11 protein-coding genes are annotated in these 14,390 nt (G+C 65.0%); 4 read left to right on the forward strand and 7 right to left on the reverse strand.

The genetic code is table 11. From position 1 onward, the window contains the following. Window positions 1-291: 291 nt before the first annotated feature. Complete coding sequence (locus tag LO763_RS08445) at window positions 292-1,281, reverse strand: NADP-dependent oxidoreductase (RefSeq protein WP_230601531.1); 990 nt, start codon at window positions 1,279-1,281, stop codon at window positions 292-294. 139 nt (window positions 1,282-1,420) lie between these two features. Between LO763_RS08445 and LO763_RS08450 the strand changes: the two genes are divergently transcribed. From LO763_RS08450 to LO763_RS08460, 3 genes are all read left to right on the forward strand, one after another. Further along, complete coding sequence (locus LO763_RS08450; RefSeq protein WP_230601532.1) at window positions 1,421-2,131, forward strand: LysR family transcriptional regulator; 711 nt, start codon at window positions 1,421-1,423, stop codon at window positions 2,129-2,131. Next, complete coding sequence (locus LO763_RS08455) at window positions 2,131-2,295, forward strand: hypothetical protein (protein WP_230601533.1); 165 nt, start codon at window positions 2,131-2,133, stop codon at window positions 2,293-2,295. The genes LO763_RS08450 and LO763_RS08455 overlap by 1 nt, the downstream gene beginning before the upstream one ends. A 266-nt stretch (window positions 2,296-2,561) precedes the next feature. Then, the gene (locus LO763_RS08460) at window positions 2,562-2,867 is read left to right on the forward strand and encodes a hypothetical protein (RefSeq protein WP_230601534.1); all 306 of its coding nucleotides are present in this window, start codon (window positions 2,562-2,564) and stop codon (window positions 2,865-2,867) included. 463 nt (window positions 2,868-3,330) lie between these two features. Here the strand turns inward: LO763_RS08460 and LO763_RS08465 are convergent, their stop codons facing one another. The 3 genes from LO763_RS08465 to LO763_RS08475 all read right to left on the reverse strand — a co-directional run bounded on the left by LO763_RS08465 (window position 3,331) and on the right by LO763_RS08475 (window position 8,937). Continuing rightward, window positions 3,331-6,222, reverse strand: coding sequence for a DEAD/DEAH box helicase (locus LO763_RS08465; RefSeq protein WP_230601535.1), 2,892 nt, complete (start codon window positions 6,220-6,222; stop codon window positions 3,331-3,333). Window positions 6,223-6,796: 574 nt separating this feature from the next. Beyond that, window positions 6,797-7,687, reverse strand: a complete 891-nt coding sequence (locus tag LO763_RS08470) for a hypothetical protein (RefSeq protein ID WP_230601536.1) — start codon at window positions 7,685-7,687, stop codon at window positions 6,797-6,799. Window positions 7,688-7,974: 287 nt separating this feature from the next. Next, window positions 7,975-8,937, reverse strand: coding sequence for a toll/interleukin-1 receptor domain-containing protein (locus tag LO763_RS08475; RefSeq protein ID WP_230601537.1), 963 nt, complete (start codon window positions 8,935-8,937; stop codon window positions 7,975-7,977). Between the two features lie 406 nt (window positions 8,938-9,343). On the opposite strand from LO763_RS08475, the gene LO763_RS08480 reads away from it, so the two are divergent. Then, window positions 9,344-9,649: a hypothetical protein gene (locus LO763_RS08480; RefSeq protein ID WP_230601538.1), complete on the forward strand. Its 306-nt coding sequence runs from the start codon at window positions 9,344-9,346 to the stop codon at window positions 9,647-9,649. Between the two features lie 78 nt (window positions 9,650-9,727). On the opposite strand, the gene LO763_RS08485 is transcribed toward LO763_RS08480, so the two are convergent. The 3 genes from LO763_RS08485 to LO763_RS08495 form a co-directional block, all read right to left on the reverse strand. Beyond that, window positions 9,728-12,913 carry a tetratricopeptide repeat-containing S1 family peptidase gene (locus tag LO763_RS08485; RefSeq protein ID WP_230601691.1) on the reverse strand — a complete coding sequence of 1,062 codons (3,186 nt, stop codon included), beginning with the start codon at window positions 12,911-12,913 and terminating at the stop codon, window positions 9,728-9,730. Between the two features lie 26 nt (window positions 12,914-12,939). Beyond that, window positions 12,940-13,254 (reverse strand): trypco2 family protein, encoded by a 315-nt coding sequence (locus LO763_RS08490; protein ID WP_230601539.1) that lies wholly within the window; start codon window positions 13,252-13,254, stop codon window positions 12,940-12,942. A 710-nt stretch (window positions 13,255-13,964) separates the two neighbouring features. After that, window positions 13,965-14,384, reverse strand: coding sequence for an arsenate reductase ArsC (locus tag LO763_RS08495; RefSeq protein WP_230601540.1), 420 nt, complete (start codon window positions 14,382-14,384; stop codon window positions 13,965-13,967). Window positions 14,385-14,390 lie beyond the last annotated feature (6 nt).

Here is a 14,390-nt window from a genome sequence, read left to right on the forward strand (position 1 = left end):
CTCGCCGCGCAGTACTCGATCGGCCTTTCCAGCGTGAAGACGATCCTGCGCGAGGCCGGAGCCCGCAAGTACGCGACGCGGACGTGAACAACCGGCGTTGGTCCTCTGCGCGGTCCCGCGCGGAGAACAGCACCGACATCGCGGTCAGTCCGCGGCGGGTCGTCGCCGTCGGGCATCTTTGAACATGCCGCCGTGCTCGGCGAAGTCGAAGGCCTCACCTCGCCGGCAGACAACCGTTTGCTGACGAGACAGAGACCAACGACTTTCGCAACAAGGTTCAGTTTCACGCCTCTATCGGAGACGCACCAGCATCTTTCCTGTGTTCTCGCCGCGGAGCATGCCGAGGAACGCCGATACGGTGTTCTCGAAGCCGTCCACGATCGTCTCGTCGCTGACGATCTCCCCGCGCTGGAGGAGCGGTACGAGCCGCGATTCCATCTCCTCGCGGGCGTCCAGATGGTGTCGCACCATGAATCCCTGGACTCTGAGGCTCTTGCCCAGCACCTCGTCGATGTTGCGCAACTGCCGCGGTTCGCCGTTGTAGCCGGAGATTCCTCCGCACCAGGCGATGCGCCCGAATTCGCGCAGGTTCGCGATCGCACCTTCCATGTGGTCGCCGCCGACGTTGTCCAGGTACACATCGATGCCCTCAGGCGCGGCCTTCGCCAGCTGGGCGCCGACCGGGCCGTCGTGGTAGTCGAAGGCGGCGTCGAAACCGAGGTCATCGACGAGATGGCGGACCTTGGCGGGGGAACCGGCGCTGCCGATGACGCGCCCGGCACCTAGCAGCCGCGCGATCTGCCCGGCCGCAGTGCCGACGCCGCCAGCGGCGGCCGAAATGTACACGGTCTCACCGGGACGCAGGTCCGCGATCCGGGTGAGGCCGACGTACGCGGTCAAGCCGGTGCCGTTGCCGAGGAGGGCCAGGTGCGCGCTGAGCGGGACGCCCGGGGACTCGAGCACTGGCTGGACGTCCTCGGGACGGACCAGCGCGTGGGTGCGCCAGGCGTTGCGGTGGCGGACGATGTCGCCGACCGCCAGCCGGTCGTCGGCGGAGGCGATGACCCGACCGAGCGATCGGCCTTCCAAGGGCGTGTGCAGGTCCCAGCCGCCGTCCATGAGCTGGCGCATGTACGGGTCGACCGACACGTACAAGTTCTCGACCAAGGCGGTGCCCGGTTCGAGCCGCGGCAGCGGCGCGTCCAGGAAGGCGAAGTCGTCGGCCGAGGGGAAGCCGCTGGGCCGGTTGACGAGGTGGATGTACGTCATGCGATCGGTCATGACGCATGTCTACCCGCCGTCCGGGCCCGTATACAGAGGTCCGCATGGATGGAACCGGCGCTTCCATGAACGGTGCTCATGGAAGCGTGTCGGAGTCCCGTGGTTGCCGCGTCGGCGCGCGCGGGGCTAGATTCACTCCGTGAGCGACCTTTCCCCCATCGAGCTGCGCGTCTTGGTCGCCGTTGCCGAGGAGCAGAGCTTCACCCGTGCGGGCGTGAGCCTGGGCATGTCCCAGTCGGCTGTTTCGCATGCGGTGCGCGCCGGCGAGCGCAAACTCGGGGCGGTGCTGTTCGACCGCGGACGCCAAGGCGCCCAAGCCACCGAGGCCGGAGTTCGGGCCAGCACGCAGGCCCGGCACATCCTCCGCCTCCTCGACTCGATGGGCTCCGAGACCCGCGGCGCGGCCGAGCGGACCGTCACCGGGACGGTCAGGATCGCCGCATTCCGCTCCGCGGCGGCAGGGTTGCTGCCTCAGGTCCTCGACCGGCTCGCCGCCCTGCATCCTGGGCTCCACCCCCAGGTGAACATCGTCCGCGACGTCGGCCGCGGCAGCGCAGGAGCAGTACTCGACGCCACCGCCGACCTGGGGATCACCACCGTCCCGCCGACCTCGACCGTCCCCGACGGCCTGATCTTCAACCGGCTCTACGAAGAGCGATACTTGCTCGCCGCCCCCGTCAAAGCGCTCGACCCGCACCGGCTGCCGCTGCTCGACTGGTCCGAGAACTGCTCGAGCTACACCCGCCAATGGTGGACCGAGCAGGACTGGCTCCCCGAGCGCCGCATCATGGTCGAGGACGACAGCGTCGTACTGTCCATGGTGGCCGCGGGCATCGGCGTGGCCGTGTGATGCCGCACCTGACGCTCGCTACGCCGCCCGAAGGCGTGAGCGTCACCGATCTGGGTTCGACCGCCCCGACCCGCCACCTGGGCTACGTCACCACTCCCGCCCTCGCCCAGACCCTTCCGGTCCGCGCCCTCATCCGCGAGCTCCGCGCCGCCCACGCGCGCTGAACCGATGGAAGCGACTCCGTTCGGCCGGGCCCGGAGCTGAGGCGATCGCTGACCGCGGACGAGCTGTCCAGGGCACGGACGCGCAGGTCACATGAGTTCCACAGCAGTGCAGGTAAACGACGACAGCGATTGCGCTTCATCATCCACAACGGGACATCACGGAGCGACTGACCGGCAGGGCAGATTTTCGGCGATCTCATGGTTCCAAGAACAAACATGAGCGGTCATCAACTTGATGACCGCTCATTTATCGAATATCTGATTCTGTGGAGGTACTGAAAGATTATTCGGACATGTTTCCGCTGGTCAAAGCGTTGCGATCCGACCTGGCGAACCATGCGAAACCCGACAAGAAAAGCCAGGAACGCAGTTCAGGCCTGAAATCTTCTGTTCGGACGGCACCGCGTCCGCTCCGCAAGCGGCTGGCCCCCAAGGACCGGCAACGACTCATCGCAGACTACCTCGCCGGGGCGATGCAGAAGGAACTCGCCGCGCGGTACGACATCGGACTCTCTAGCGTCAAGACCATCCTCCGCGAGGCCGGCGCCAGAAAATACATGGCCCGCACCTAGCGTGCCCAGCGGCGAGTGCTCACGGTTCTGAGCGCTCGATGCTGTTGCATCGACCGGACGCACCCTGCTCGATGTCTGAGCCCGGACAGGCGCGCTCTGCGGTGGCCCTCGATTCTGTCGGTTCCGCGGGCTTGTCGCAGGAGCACCCAGGTTCAGATCGCTTGCGTGTGACCCGCAGGCAAGGGCCCGTTCCTGTGCGGACCGGCCAGGTCAAGAAGGATCTGCGCGATCATATGCTGATCGATGTTCTCCCGCACCTCGCTGGTCACTCGGATGAGGCGCCGCTTCCTCGCCATGTGCGTTCCCCGTTCTCTGGAATCGGGCGAGGGACACTGCACGCCTCCCCAAATCGCGAGAAATCGGCCAGCATGCGTTTGACCGAGGCACCCAAGATACTCGCAACCCCAGCGAACTGGGTCACACTTCACTCCGATCACCTGGTTGATCCCTGTCGAAGGCATGCTCATTCGCTGCACCAGACCTTCAGTGGTGCTTTGATGGTCGTCCTGAGATAGGTCTCGGTCGACGCCAGGAGATCGAGCTGGCGGGGAGTCGCGCCCGAGGCCGACAAGCCGGGTTGGACAATCACCATCTCCATGCGGCGTCGCAGCACCCGAGCACGTTCCTGAATCTCAAACAGCTTCTTGAGATCGCCTGACATGAACGGACTTATACCTTGTCGTTTGTGCTTCTTGGCGGCTCGGTCACCGAGCGCTTCGAAGAACGGGTCGAGGCTGCTTCGCCGCCAAGAGACTGACTTCTGCGTCTGCCCGCAGACCTCGTAGAGGTCGGCGACCCGCGCCCCTGCCGAGTTGCCGTGGGCGTATTTGCAGTGTACGAGGCAGATGAGCAGTTCGTCGTTCTGAATCCGTATGGCGACGATGTCGGCGATCTCGCCGGTCCCATCGTCGTCCAATACGATATCCCAACCCTCGGCACCGCGCTGTAGCTCTGCGATGGCGCGGAACTGGATTGACTCTGGCCTACGCTCGCGCCCTTGCGATTCGACCCTGAAGTTAGTGCCCGTCCAGTCCAGGGGAACGAAGTGCGATGGATCGAACGGAGGCTTCTTCCACTTAGGTTTGTACAGCATGTCATCGACGATGATCCTGTCGTCGTCGAGAATGAGGCCGACGCCGTTGGCGTTCAGCCAAGCCGAGAGCGGGTGCTCGGAGCGTGTCCGCACCACTGTGGCCTCTTCGTCGGCGAGGCAGCGGTAGCGCAGGTGGCCGTCGACCATCTCGGCCTCGTAGGGCACCGTCCAGGCTTCAGTCTTCACCGCGAATCGGAACGGCCCCGAGGTCGAGTCGGTGTCGGGAACCAGATCGGTGTAGACGAGCTCGTAGGAGATGTCTTGGTGGGTAAGCTTGAGGTTTTCGGATTGGAGGGTGTGGACGAACCAGGGCCACTCTACCGCCAAGAGCACGCCTTCGGGTCGTTCTTTGAGGTCTTCGGGCAGGAGGAACTGTCCGATGACATGCTCAATGCTGATCGTCTCGTCGAGCAGTTTCGTACCGATGGTGTCGCACCAGTCGCGCCATTGCTTGACGCTATCGGCTGCGGTGGGAGTCCAGATTCGGCCTTTCGCCGAGGCACTGATATTGACCCGTTCGCCGTCGCGGAAGCCGCTGCCGGAGATGTTGGTCTGCGATTTGGTGCTGGCCTCGCTGTCTGAGAAGCTGGCGGTCACGTCGGAGCCGACGTGCATCGAGAATCGTCGGAATCGATCGTGGGCGTCGAGGACGCCGACGTTAGTGGGGACGAGCCGGGTGATGTCGGCCATGACCCGGTAGACCGTCGGCCCTTCGAAGCGCTCCGCGCCGGGTCCGAGGACTGCGGCGGCGAGTTCCTTGAACACGCCGTCGTTTGCGGAGTTGTTGATGTAGAGCAGCCGCCGCTCTTCGTCGAAATAGAGAAGGTACAGCTCGTAGGTGTGCTCGGCGATGGTTTTGAGTGTTCCCCAGCGGACGTGGTCGTGTTTCTCGACCACGCACCACGCGACGCCGGCCTTCATGTTGAGCCCGATGGGGTGGGTGTACAGGTTCCCTTCGCCGAAGTACTCGACGAGGTTCTGTGGTTCCCAGTGGTTTGCCGGCGCCTGGTAGACCACCGTGGTGAGCTTCGGCTTGAGGCTGCGCAAGCTCACCTCTTCAGGCAGGTTGGTGAACTCGTTCTCGAAGTCGCTGATGTCCTGTTGTTCTTGCACGACAGTTTCGGTCAGCTCACGCAGGATGCGGTTCCAGTCGGCGTCCTCCGCGTAGAGGGTGCGGAGTCGCGGATCTGATTCGACCCCATTTCTTGCAACGAAAGCTGAGGCGGTGCCGAAGGTCCCCTTGTCTGATGTTCGCGCGAAGCGGCCGATGAACTGGAGGGTGACGCCGAGGCTCTTCTGCGAGCTGTGCACGGCTGCGATCTTCAGAGCGGGCAGGTCGAAGCCCTCTCCAAGCATGTTGACGCACACGATGATGCGGGAAGTCCGTTCGCGAAGTGCTGCGAGTGCCTCGCGCTGCTGCCGTTTGGGCATCTGGCTGTTGATGATCACCGGCTGAAGGTCGGGCGCCAATTCCTCGTAGTAGATGACGACCTCCTTCGCTCGTTCGATGCTCCTGACGCGAGCCATCAGGACGTGGTCGTACCCCTCTGCTAGATCGGACCGCAGTCTGGCGACGCTCTGCGTCGCGACGGCGCGATCGGTGTCCATGTAGTCGAACACGGCGGTGTAGTCGATCTGCGAGAAGTACTTCTGTTCCTGTGCTTCACGCAGCGGGAACGCGTAGACCATGCGTCCTTGGAGGTGCTTCCCGTCCTCCCGGAACGGCGTCGCGGTGAACTGGACGACTGCCTTGCGGTCGAAGGCCCGGCGGATATCAGACCACGTCGTCGCTCTGACATGGTGGGCCTCGTCAATGAACAGATGCGTGCAGGAGGTAAGGAGCTCTTCTCGAGCATCGGCGTTGCACGCGTTGATCGACTGCGGCGTTGCAACGATGACATTGCACGACATCGCATACGCTGTCGTTGCCTCCACAGTCTTGAATCCGTGGCACAGCCGACCGACCACCGGACGAAGTGCGGTGCTCGAGACGATGCCGAGCTGCTGAAGCACGCCGAGCTGCTCGAACTTTACTGCGACCTGATCCCGCAGGGCGTCCGAGGGGACGAGGACCAGAAGGCGCTCAGGGCGAGCGGCGACCAGCAGGGCCAGCATCGTCTCCGTCTTGCCGGTTCCGGTGGGCATCACCACCGTTGCCGGGGTCTTCGTATTGGTCGTCCAGTACCCCAGCACTGCATGCAGCGCACCGAGCTGCGGGCGCCTGAGACCGGGGCGGCCTGCAGACTCTTCGTTGAAGGACATGGCATCCCGATACGAATTCAAGACCTCGCCGGGCGATTGCCGGGCAATCGAAGCTGGTCGGTGCCAGTTGGCACGGTCGAGGCGGTCTCCGCCGCGCGCACCAAGGGGCAATTTGACCCAGAGACCGTCCTTGCCTAGCGGTCGATCGGGCGTCGAAGCAGGCCAACTACCGAAGTGATTCCGAACCTCGAGTCCCTGTCCCGTGTTGTGAACGGTATCGAAGACTCCCGAGGGAACCTGCAACTGCCGCACCGGATTACCTTCGAACAGCTCCTCCCTTGCCCAGACCTCCCCACAGGTCCAACCTGTTGATGACTTCGAGTCCGCGTCAAATCTACCCGTCATCTTCGTAGTGTCTCCCTCAATGTCCTTCTGTGACATATGACTTTGTGGAGCACTGCCTATTCGGATCAGAACCTCGACCGAATGGATTAGCCCGAAAGGCTGAACGCCCAGACACGGAGCAGCGGTCGCGGCGAACGAACCGGTCGGACATCCATGACAAGGCGGTCTCCCAGGACCGAGAGCCGTGTGGTCGATGATCTGGGCGAGCAGGCTCGCGCTGGGGATGCGCTCACCGACCGGTGAGTAAGTGAGTCTCCGGAAGGTATCCGCGAGATCTTGCTGCCCTGATCCAATCCTTGATGGTGGGCTCCGGCCTGTCGAAGTAGTTGGCCAGGCGACGCGTGAGGCCGCGACCGCTTGGGAGCTCGCGCAGGTACGCTTCTGCCACCGCTTTGAGCAAAGCATCGTCAATTCGTGGACGTCCGCGCTGTGGCAGCTTCGCAAGCTCGTTCGCGCTTGTCAGCGCACGTGCCGTGTGCTCGGGGACCTTCCCCGGTTCATGATCGGGTCCCATCAGCACCTTGATGCCTTCGATCTCCCAAGACCGGTCCGCAAGACCGTGCTGCGCCTTGGCGATGATCTCCCCGATAGGGATGCGACGGAGGACATCGCTGGTGATCCCGACGCGACGGGAAGTCCCTGGTTCCTTGCTCTCGTGCCGATCCTTCTCGCGCTGAATTTGTGCCTGTTCTTCGGGATCATCTATAAAGCACCCGTAGCTGTCCCAGTGTCCCCATCTTTCGCGCCAGATCTCGAGCTCGCACACTTCAAGACCGAATCCGAAGTTGGCGAGAATCCCGTAAACGGTGACAGGGAGGTCCTCGGACCGGTACAGGAAATCGGCGACGTACCCCGTACCCCGTGACCGTTCCTTGACGAACAATTCCAAGGCTGGCCCTGCGATCGCGTCATCCGGCAAGTCCTCTGGGCCTGGGTAGGCTTCGAGGGGATCGACTTCCATCCAGAAGAGCGCGCCCTTCATGAGGTCGATCCTCTTGCGCAGGCGACTTACGTCGTACGAAAGGTCTCGAACCTCCCAATGGCTGGATTTGATTCGCCGTTCGCCTTCAGGGGCATCGGGGTTTTCAAAGTCGTCTTCAGAGAATATGGGCTTCGGCATGACTCGAAGGTAGCCGACCGATCAAGGGAAGTGAAGGGACAGCGGGGATGAGTAAAGGCGCGAGCTAAGTCAGCCCAATATGGGTGCTCGCGGTAATGAAATCCAGGCACTTGCTCCACTGAGATAGCCCGTCCAGGACCGCCGCCCCCATCTACCTTGGCGTGTAACGGTGGATTCGGCCGTCAAAGAACTTGGACTTGAGGGCTGGATCCAATGGAGCCCTTCATCCCGCGTCTCACTCGCGTTCGCACCGGCCCGGCTCCTTGTTCTCGGGCCGGTGGGCCGGTTCAGTCAGGTGGGTCCTCGGACTGCGGACCGAAAAGCGCGGTGACCATAGGAGGAATGAAGTACCGAAACTTGATCGCGGCTTCGCCGCTGCCTTCTCGCGTGTGCACCTCGTCGACGAAGACGGCGGCCCAGTAATCCTGCTGGTTGCGCAGGACTGCGGCATCGCCGACCTTGATGGTGCGGGCTCGAGAGGATGCATCGTAGGCAGATGCGTCGCCGATGTCCGCAGGGTCGTTCACTTCGGGGACCAACGCGACCGTCTTGATGTCCACGGGGTCGTGGTAGATGTAGATCGATCCGCGTCCTGCTTCAGAGAAAGCGAGGGTGAAGGTGCGCTCACCTGCACCGATTCGAAAGCGGCCGTCGTTGTTGGTGTAGTCGAAGACGACTTCGCCTTTGAGCTCGGGCATCACATAGCGCGCTGGATCGTGTCGCAGGGCAGGAGCGATCTCCCGCGCCGTCAAGGTGGTGAAGGGATTCGTGCCGAGGGGCGGTTTCGGTGTGGCCTGGAGTCCGTGGAGTTCGTGGAGCAACTCGAGGTAGTTCTCCTCGAAGCGCTCGTCATCGTCGAAGTCGATGTACTTCGCGGCGCCAAGGAATCGTGGCAGTTCCTTTTCTGGGTTGTTACGGAGGATCGGGACGATCCGATTCTCCCGCAGGCCCTTCATCAAGCTCGGTGTGATCACTCTGCGCTCGTACCCGACTCCGCCTTCCGCAGCGTCGGCCTTCTGGACGTACTGGGTTGAGACGATGGCCAGGACTCTGCAGCCGGGGTCCGCAGCGCGCTCCATGAACAGGCTAAGGTCGCTGCCGAGCTCGGTGTCCCAGCGGTCTAGCACCGCATCGATCCCGTTGCTGCGCAGTCGGGTCGCGAGAGCAAGCACCCAGGATTGATGGTCGGCAGGACCCCAGGAGTAGGAGACGAAGACGCGCGGCGCATTGACTTCGGCAGTGCTCGCCACCAGCATTCCTCCAACGACACAACCCTGCCGCTCTGGCAAGGGGGAGATGAGCAGCTTACCGAAGGCATCATCGCGGGCATGATCTTGACGTGTACGGGACGCGCCTCTACATCTTCCGCGACCTCCTTGCGCTCGGCCAAAGCGATGAAATGAACACCCCCTATAACATCGACAGCCGGCGGCTCGCATGGATCTACCGTGCCGAAATGGACCTGACAACGTCTACGCCTTGTGCTGCGGCACCTTCGCCGCGCCCCTGTGCGCCCTCGCCGAACTCTCCAACCCGCAGCACAGCGGCTGCTGCTGGCAGGGCTGCGTGGAGCAGGTTCTGACCCTCGTTCACCCTTGAGGTAGCAAAAAGCGGTCATCAACCCGATGACCGTTCATGTATCCAATGTCCGATTCAGTGGAGGTGCTGAAGGATTATTCGGACACGTTTGCGCTGGTCAAAGCGTTGCGATCCGATCTTGCGAACCATGCGAAACCCGACATGAAAAGCCAGGAACGCAGTGCAGGTCGCAAATCTTCTGGTCGGACGGCACCGCGTCCGCTCCGCAAACGGCTAGCCCCAGGGGACCGGCAACGACTCATCGAACAGTACCTCGCAGGGGCCTTGCAGAAGGAACTCGCCGCGCAATACGACCTCGGCCTCTCGAGCGTGAAGACCATCCTGCGCGAGGCCGGGGCGCGAAAGTACGCGGCTCGAGCATAGGAAGTGGGGCGCTCGGCCTCATGTCGCGTCTGCGTCGCGGGCCGGGCGCTCAAGGCGTTGGGGGAATGGGCGGTGTTTTCAGTTGGCGGGGTCGGGTCGAGTCATGGCTGCGAGGTCGATACGCAGGGCCTGGACCGTTTCCAGGAGGGGCGTGAAGGCGTCGGGCTCGGAGGCGGCGAGTTCCTGGTACAACGCGATTGCCTGCTCGCACCATTCGATACCGGCGGCGACGTCCGCTTCCTGCCCGAGCACCCGACGCACATACGCGGCCGTCCAGTATGACCTGGCCAGGTCGGGCAGGTAGGCGGCCGGGTTCTGCGCGGCGAGTTCCTCGTAGAGGTCGACCGCGCGCTGGGCCGCGGCCAGGGCCTCGGGTCGCTGGCCCGCCTCGCCCAGGCGGACGGCGAGGTTGTTCACGCTCGCCGCCAGGTCGGGCAGGTGCGCGGCGCGGTTGTCGGCGGCGAGTTCTTCGCGCAGGTCGACCGCGCGTTGGGCCGCGGCCAGGCCCTCCTCCCGCCGACCCGCCTCCGCCAGGCGGATGGCGAGGTTGTTCACGCTGGTCGCCAGGTCGGGCAGGTAGGCGGCCGGGTTCTGTGCGGCGAGTTCTTCGCGCAGGTCGACCGCGCGTTGGGCCGCGGCCAGGCCCTCCTCTCGCCGACCCGCCGCGCTCAAGTAGACGGCGAGGTTGTTCACGCTGGTCGCCAGGTCGGGCAGGTAGGCGGCCGGGTTCTGTGCGGCGAGTTCTTCGCGCAGGTCGACCGCGCGTTGGGCCGCGGCCAGGCCCTCCTCTCGCCGACCCGCCTCGGCCAAGTGGACGGCGAGGTTGTTCACGCTCATGGCCAGGTCGGGCAGGTGCGCGGCGCGGTTGTCGGCGGCGAGTTCTTCGCGCAGGTCGACCGCGCGCTGGGCCGCGGCCAGGGCCTCGGGGCGTTGGCCGTTGTCGCTGAGCCAGTTCCCGAGAGTGCCCGAGGCGGTAGCGATCTGGGCGGTGTCGTGGCCGCGTTCGGTGTGGGCGAGGGCGCGGCGGGTGAGGGTGACGCCGAGTCCGGTCAGGCCCGGGTGCGGGTAGGGCAGGGCCAGGTAGACCTCGGCGGCGGCGTGGTCGATGTCGTGTTCGCGGTCGGCGGCGGGCAGTTCGAGCGCGGCGGCGAGTCGGCGGGCGGGGGTCAGGTCCTGGTCGGTCGCGGCCGCGACCACTGCCGTGACGAGCGCGTCCAGATGGTCGGTGAGGAGGCCGGCCAGAGAGGCGGTGCCGGTGGCGTTGATGAGGTCGGTGAGGGCGTCGGCAAGGTGGGTCCTCAGGTCGGTACCGATCTCGGGGTAGTCCTTCGAGGCCAGGGCGAGGGCGCCGATCATCTGGGCCCGGTAGGCCGGGTGCTTCGCGACGATGTCGGAAGCGACCAGGCGTTTGATCAGGTCGGTCCGGCCTGGGGTGGTCGCGAGGAGGTGCGCGGCGATCAGGTCCGGCTCCACCGGCGACACATGAGGCTCAGACTGGGTCTCGCCCTCGACTCCGGTGTCGGTCCCGAAGCAGTCCATGAGGGTGTCGGCGGCGGTGACGGTGTTGGCGTTGCTGCCCGGTCCGAACGCTTCGGTCAGCGCCAACAGAGCAGGGAGATCACTGCGTGCGGGGGTGGTCAGTGTGGTCACGCAGAGCGCTTCGCGGACTTCGCGAGCGCTGGTGAACACTGGTCCGCCGTCTTTGCCATCGTCATCGCGTCGCAGTCGCCGCAACCGGTCGATCTCGGCACCGATCAGGTCATCGAGCAGCCGGCCTTGATTGGTGATCACCGGACCCGCCCCGGCGGCATCTCCTTCGACAGGCCCGTTCTGGGTCAGACGCCATGCGGCGAGGAGCGCCGCAGCGTGCACCAGCAATGGCCGGTCCAGCACGTGCTTCCCGCGCGCCGCGAATGCTGGGCGCTCCTTGTTCGTGAGGTCGAACCCGTCGCAGAACGCGGAGTAAGCCGCCTCGGCATGCCGGTCTCGCGCATCGTCACTGAACTCGCGTGTCCCGAGCGCGATGCGGTGGTCGATGAGCTGGTCGAGGTTCTTGCAGTTGGTGCGGGCGCGTTCGAACCACGACCGCTCATCACGTGCCACCAGCACCACCCGCACCGGCGCCTGCAGCACCCCGTTCCGCCGGGCCTCATGAATCTCCTTGATGAAGCTGCCGACAGCCTCAGGGTGCCGTTCGGGATAGTCGACCACCACCACCGTCGGCACGGCCGGCACCGGTGCGGTGACGAGTTTGGTGTGGTCGGCGAACCCGACCTGCCACCACGGCTCTCGGGCCTTGAGCTGGTCGCAGATCTCGGCGGCCAGGCGCGACTTCCCCACCCCCGCACGCCCCGTCACCACCGCCACCTTCACATCAGGGCGGTCGCCGGTCGCCCGGACCCAAGCAAGAGCGTTCTCGACGTGTTTGCGGCGGTCGCCGTCGGCGATGAAGTCCACCACCCGGTACTTGAACTGCAGCGCATCGAACAACGACTCCCCACGCAAGTCCCTCATCCGCGCCGGGAACTTCGAGTGGTCGAACAGCGGGTCCTCGCCCGCCTCCTCGACCACCGGCATCTCCAGCAGTGGCGCCAACTCGGGGTGCTGATCGATCCGGACGGCGATAGCCTCGGTGACCTTCGCGATCGGAACGACGGCCAGCCGGTCCTTCCACTTGACCTGGACATCGACGAGGACGCCAAGCAGCCGGTTCTGGGCGTCGACTACGCCCGAGCCTGACAACCCGCCCCAGTCCGCTTCTTTGCGTGCGGGTGGGGTGTCGACGCGGACGGTAATGCGTCCGCTCGCGGTGCCGCTGACCGGTAGCAGCGAGACGCCGACGTACTCGGGTCCAACCGTGGTGTCCTGGTGTGCGGCTTTGGGGTAGCCGACCATCCAACACCCCGGTACCGGCTGCGACGTGGTGAACCGAGCACCCACCATCGCGGTGCCGGCGACCGGCTCGAGACCGGGCACGATCAGCACCGCCACATCCACACCCGAGGCCTCACCGAGCACGATCACCTGCGAGGCCGGCAGACTCACTCCAGTACTCGGCCCCGTCGCCGCCCGCACCCGCAACGCCGCCACCGGGTAGTCGCCGTTGACCTCTTCACTGTCGCGCCACAGCACGTGCCGTGCGGTCAGCACCAGGCCCGGAGCGATGAGGTAGCCCGAGCCGATCGTGCCCACACCGGACTCGTCGGCGACCTTGATCTTCACCACCCGCGCCAACCGCGGATCGAATGACGCGGGGCTGTTCACTTCAGCCAAGACTCGGTCCCGTGTGGCTAGTCGTCGTCGCGCATGGGCGCCGAGCCGACATGGAAATCGCCGGTATTGCCCTGGTCGTCGATCTCCTTGGGCTCGATCGTCAACGAGAGCTGATGGGTCCGGCTACGCGCATGCTCCGCGCTCACCTTGCCGGTCACCACCGACCAGATCGAGCCCTTCACCTCACCTGAGGCCGTCGTCTCAACCTCCAAGGAGAGGTCGAGCTGAATCGCGGTGATCTTCAGCTTCAGATTCGGGTCCGCCGAGAGCTTCGCGTCACGCAGTTCGTTGCGCAGGTCCGACAGTGCTTGCGAGAGGGGGAGGTTCGCCATCACCCCAAACTACCGGACCGGCTCCGGTCCCACGTCCCCCGAACAGACCGCACCACCCGAACGAGCAGACCAGAGCACCGACACACCAGACACAAGCGACCGACCGCAACAGCGATCACTCACCACCACCGCCCAGCCGCGGGCGTTAAGGACCGGGCGAGGCCCCAAGGCGCCGTGACGGACGTCGGCGGTGAGCCAAGCAAGACGATTGCCACCAGCTTGGCAGAACCGGACCCTTGAAAGTCCGAAACCGAACCCTAAGGTGACGAAGTTTCGGACTTGTTTCACCAGCTCAGGGTCGGTGTCAATCAAAATGGTGGAGGTAGCGGGATTCGAACTCGTGGCTGTTGATGGCGAGACAATTTCGGGCTCGAAGTGATTCCGCTGGTAGGTGAGTTTCTGAGCGACTAGAGCGGGCGTCCGTCCGATAAGCGGAAGATCGCCGGTTCGACTCCGGCCACCATCGCCACCGGGCATTGCTCCCCGTCTACCGGTACGAACACTGGAAGGTGAGGATGCTTCGTTTCCGGCTTCGGGAGGGCGGGATCGGCCACGGCGATCCGTTCCTCGCGGTGGGCCGGCCGACCTCGAGCGTCTGGGGAAGCTCCTGGACGGTGACCGGGTACGAGCGCCCGTCGACCCTCGTGCGGATCAGGCCCTCGCGGTGCTCCGAACCCGGGCCTCGCCGGTGACGCCGCTGATCGCGGTGGTCACGCCTCGGCCTCGCCTTCGGGGAAGAGCTCTTCGAGCAGGCCCTCGACGCGGGTCTTGATCTCGTCGCGGATGGACCGGACGGCCTCGACGCCCTGCCCGGCGGGGTCGTCGAGCTTCCAGTCCAGGTAGCGCTTCCCGGGGAAGACCGGGCAGGCGTCGCCGCAGCCCATGGTGACGCACACGTCGGAGGCCTCGACCGCGTCGTAGGTGAGGACCTTCGGTGACTGCGTCGAGATGTCGATGCCGACCTCGGCCATCGCCTCGACGGCGGCGGGGTTGACCTCGGCGGCGGGGGCCGACCCGGCGGAGCGGACTTCGACGCGGTCCCCGGCGAGGTGGGCGAGCCATCCGGCGGCCATCTGGGAGCGTCCGGCGTTGTGGACGCACACGAACAGGACGGACGGTCTGGTGGACATGGCGGT

Source organism: Glycomyces amatae (genome assembly GCF_020991375.1).
Lineage (GTDB): Bacteria > Actinomycetota > Actinomycetes > Mycobacteriales > Micromonosporaceae > Glycomyces > Glycomyces amatae.

What these genes read in the sequence shown, in the direction of transcription:
- LO763_RS08445 (WP_230601531.1), bottom strand. Translation starts at nt 1,281, where the DNA reads ATGACCGATCGCATGACGTACATCCACCTCGTCAACCGGCCCAGCGGC.
- LO763_RS08455 (WP_230601533.1), top strand. Translation starts at nt 2,131, where the DNA reads ATGCCGCACCTGACGCTCGCTACGCCGCCCGAAGGCGTGAGCGTCACC.
- LO763_RS08465 (WP_230601535.1), bottom strand. Translation starts at nt 6,222, where the DNA reads ATGTCCTTCAACGAAGAGTCTGCAGGCCGCCCCGGTCTCAGGCGCCCG.
- LO763_RS08470 (WP_230601536.1), bottom strand. Translation starts at nt 7,687, where the DNA reads ATGCCGAAGCCCATATTCTCTGAAGACGACTTTGAAAACCCCGATGCC.
- LO763_RS08490 (WP_230601539.1), bottom strand. Translation starts at nt 13,254, where the DNA reads ATGGCGAACCTCCCCCTCTCGCAAGCACTGTCGGACCTGCGCAACGAA.
- LO763_RS08495 (WP_230601540.1), bottom strand. Translation starts at nt 14,384, where the DNA reads ATGTCCACCAGACCGTCCGTCCTGTTCGTGTGCGTCCACAACGCCGGA.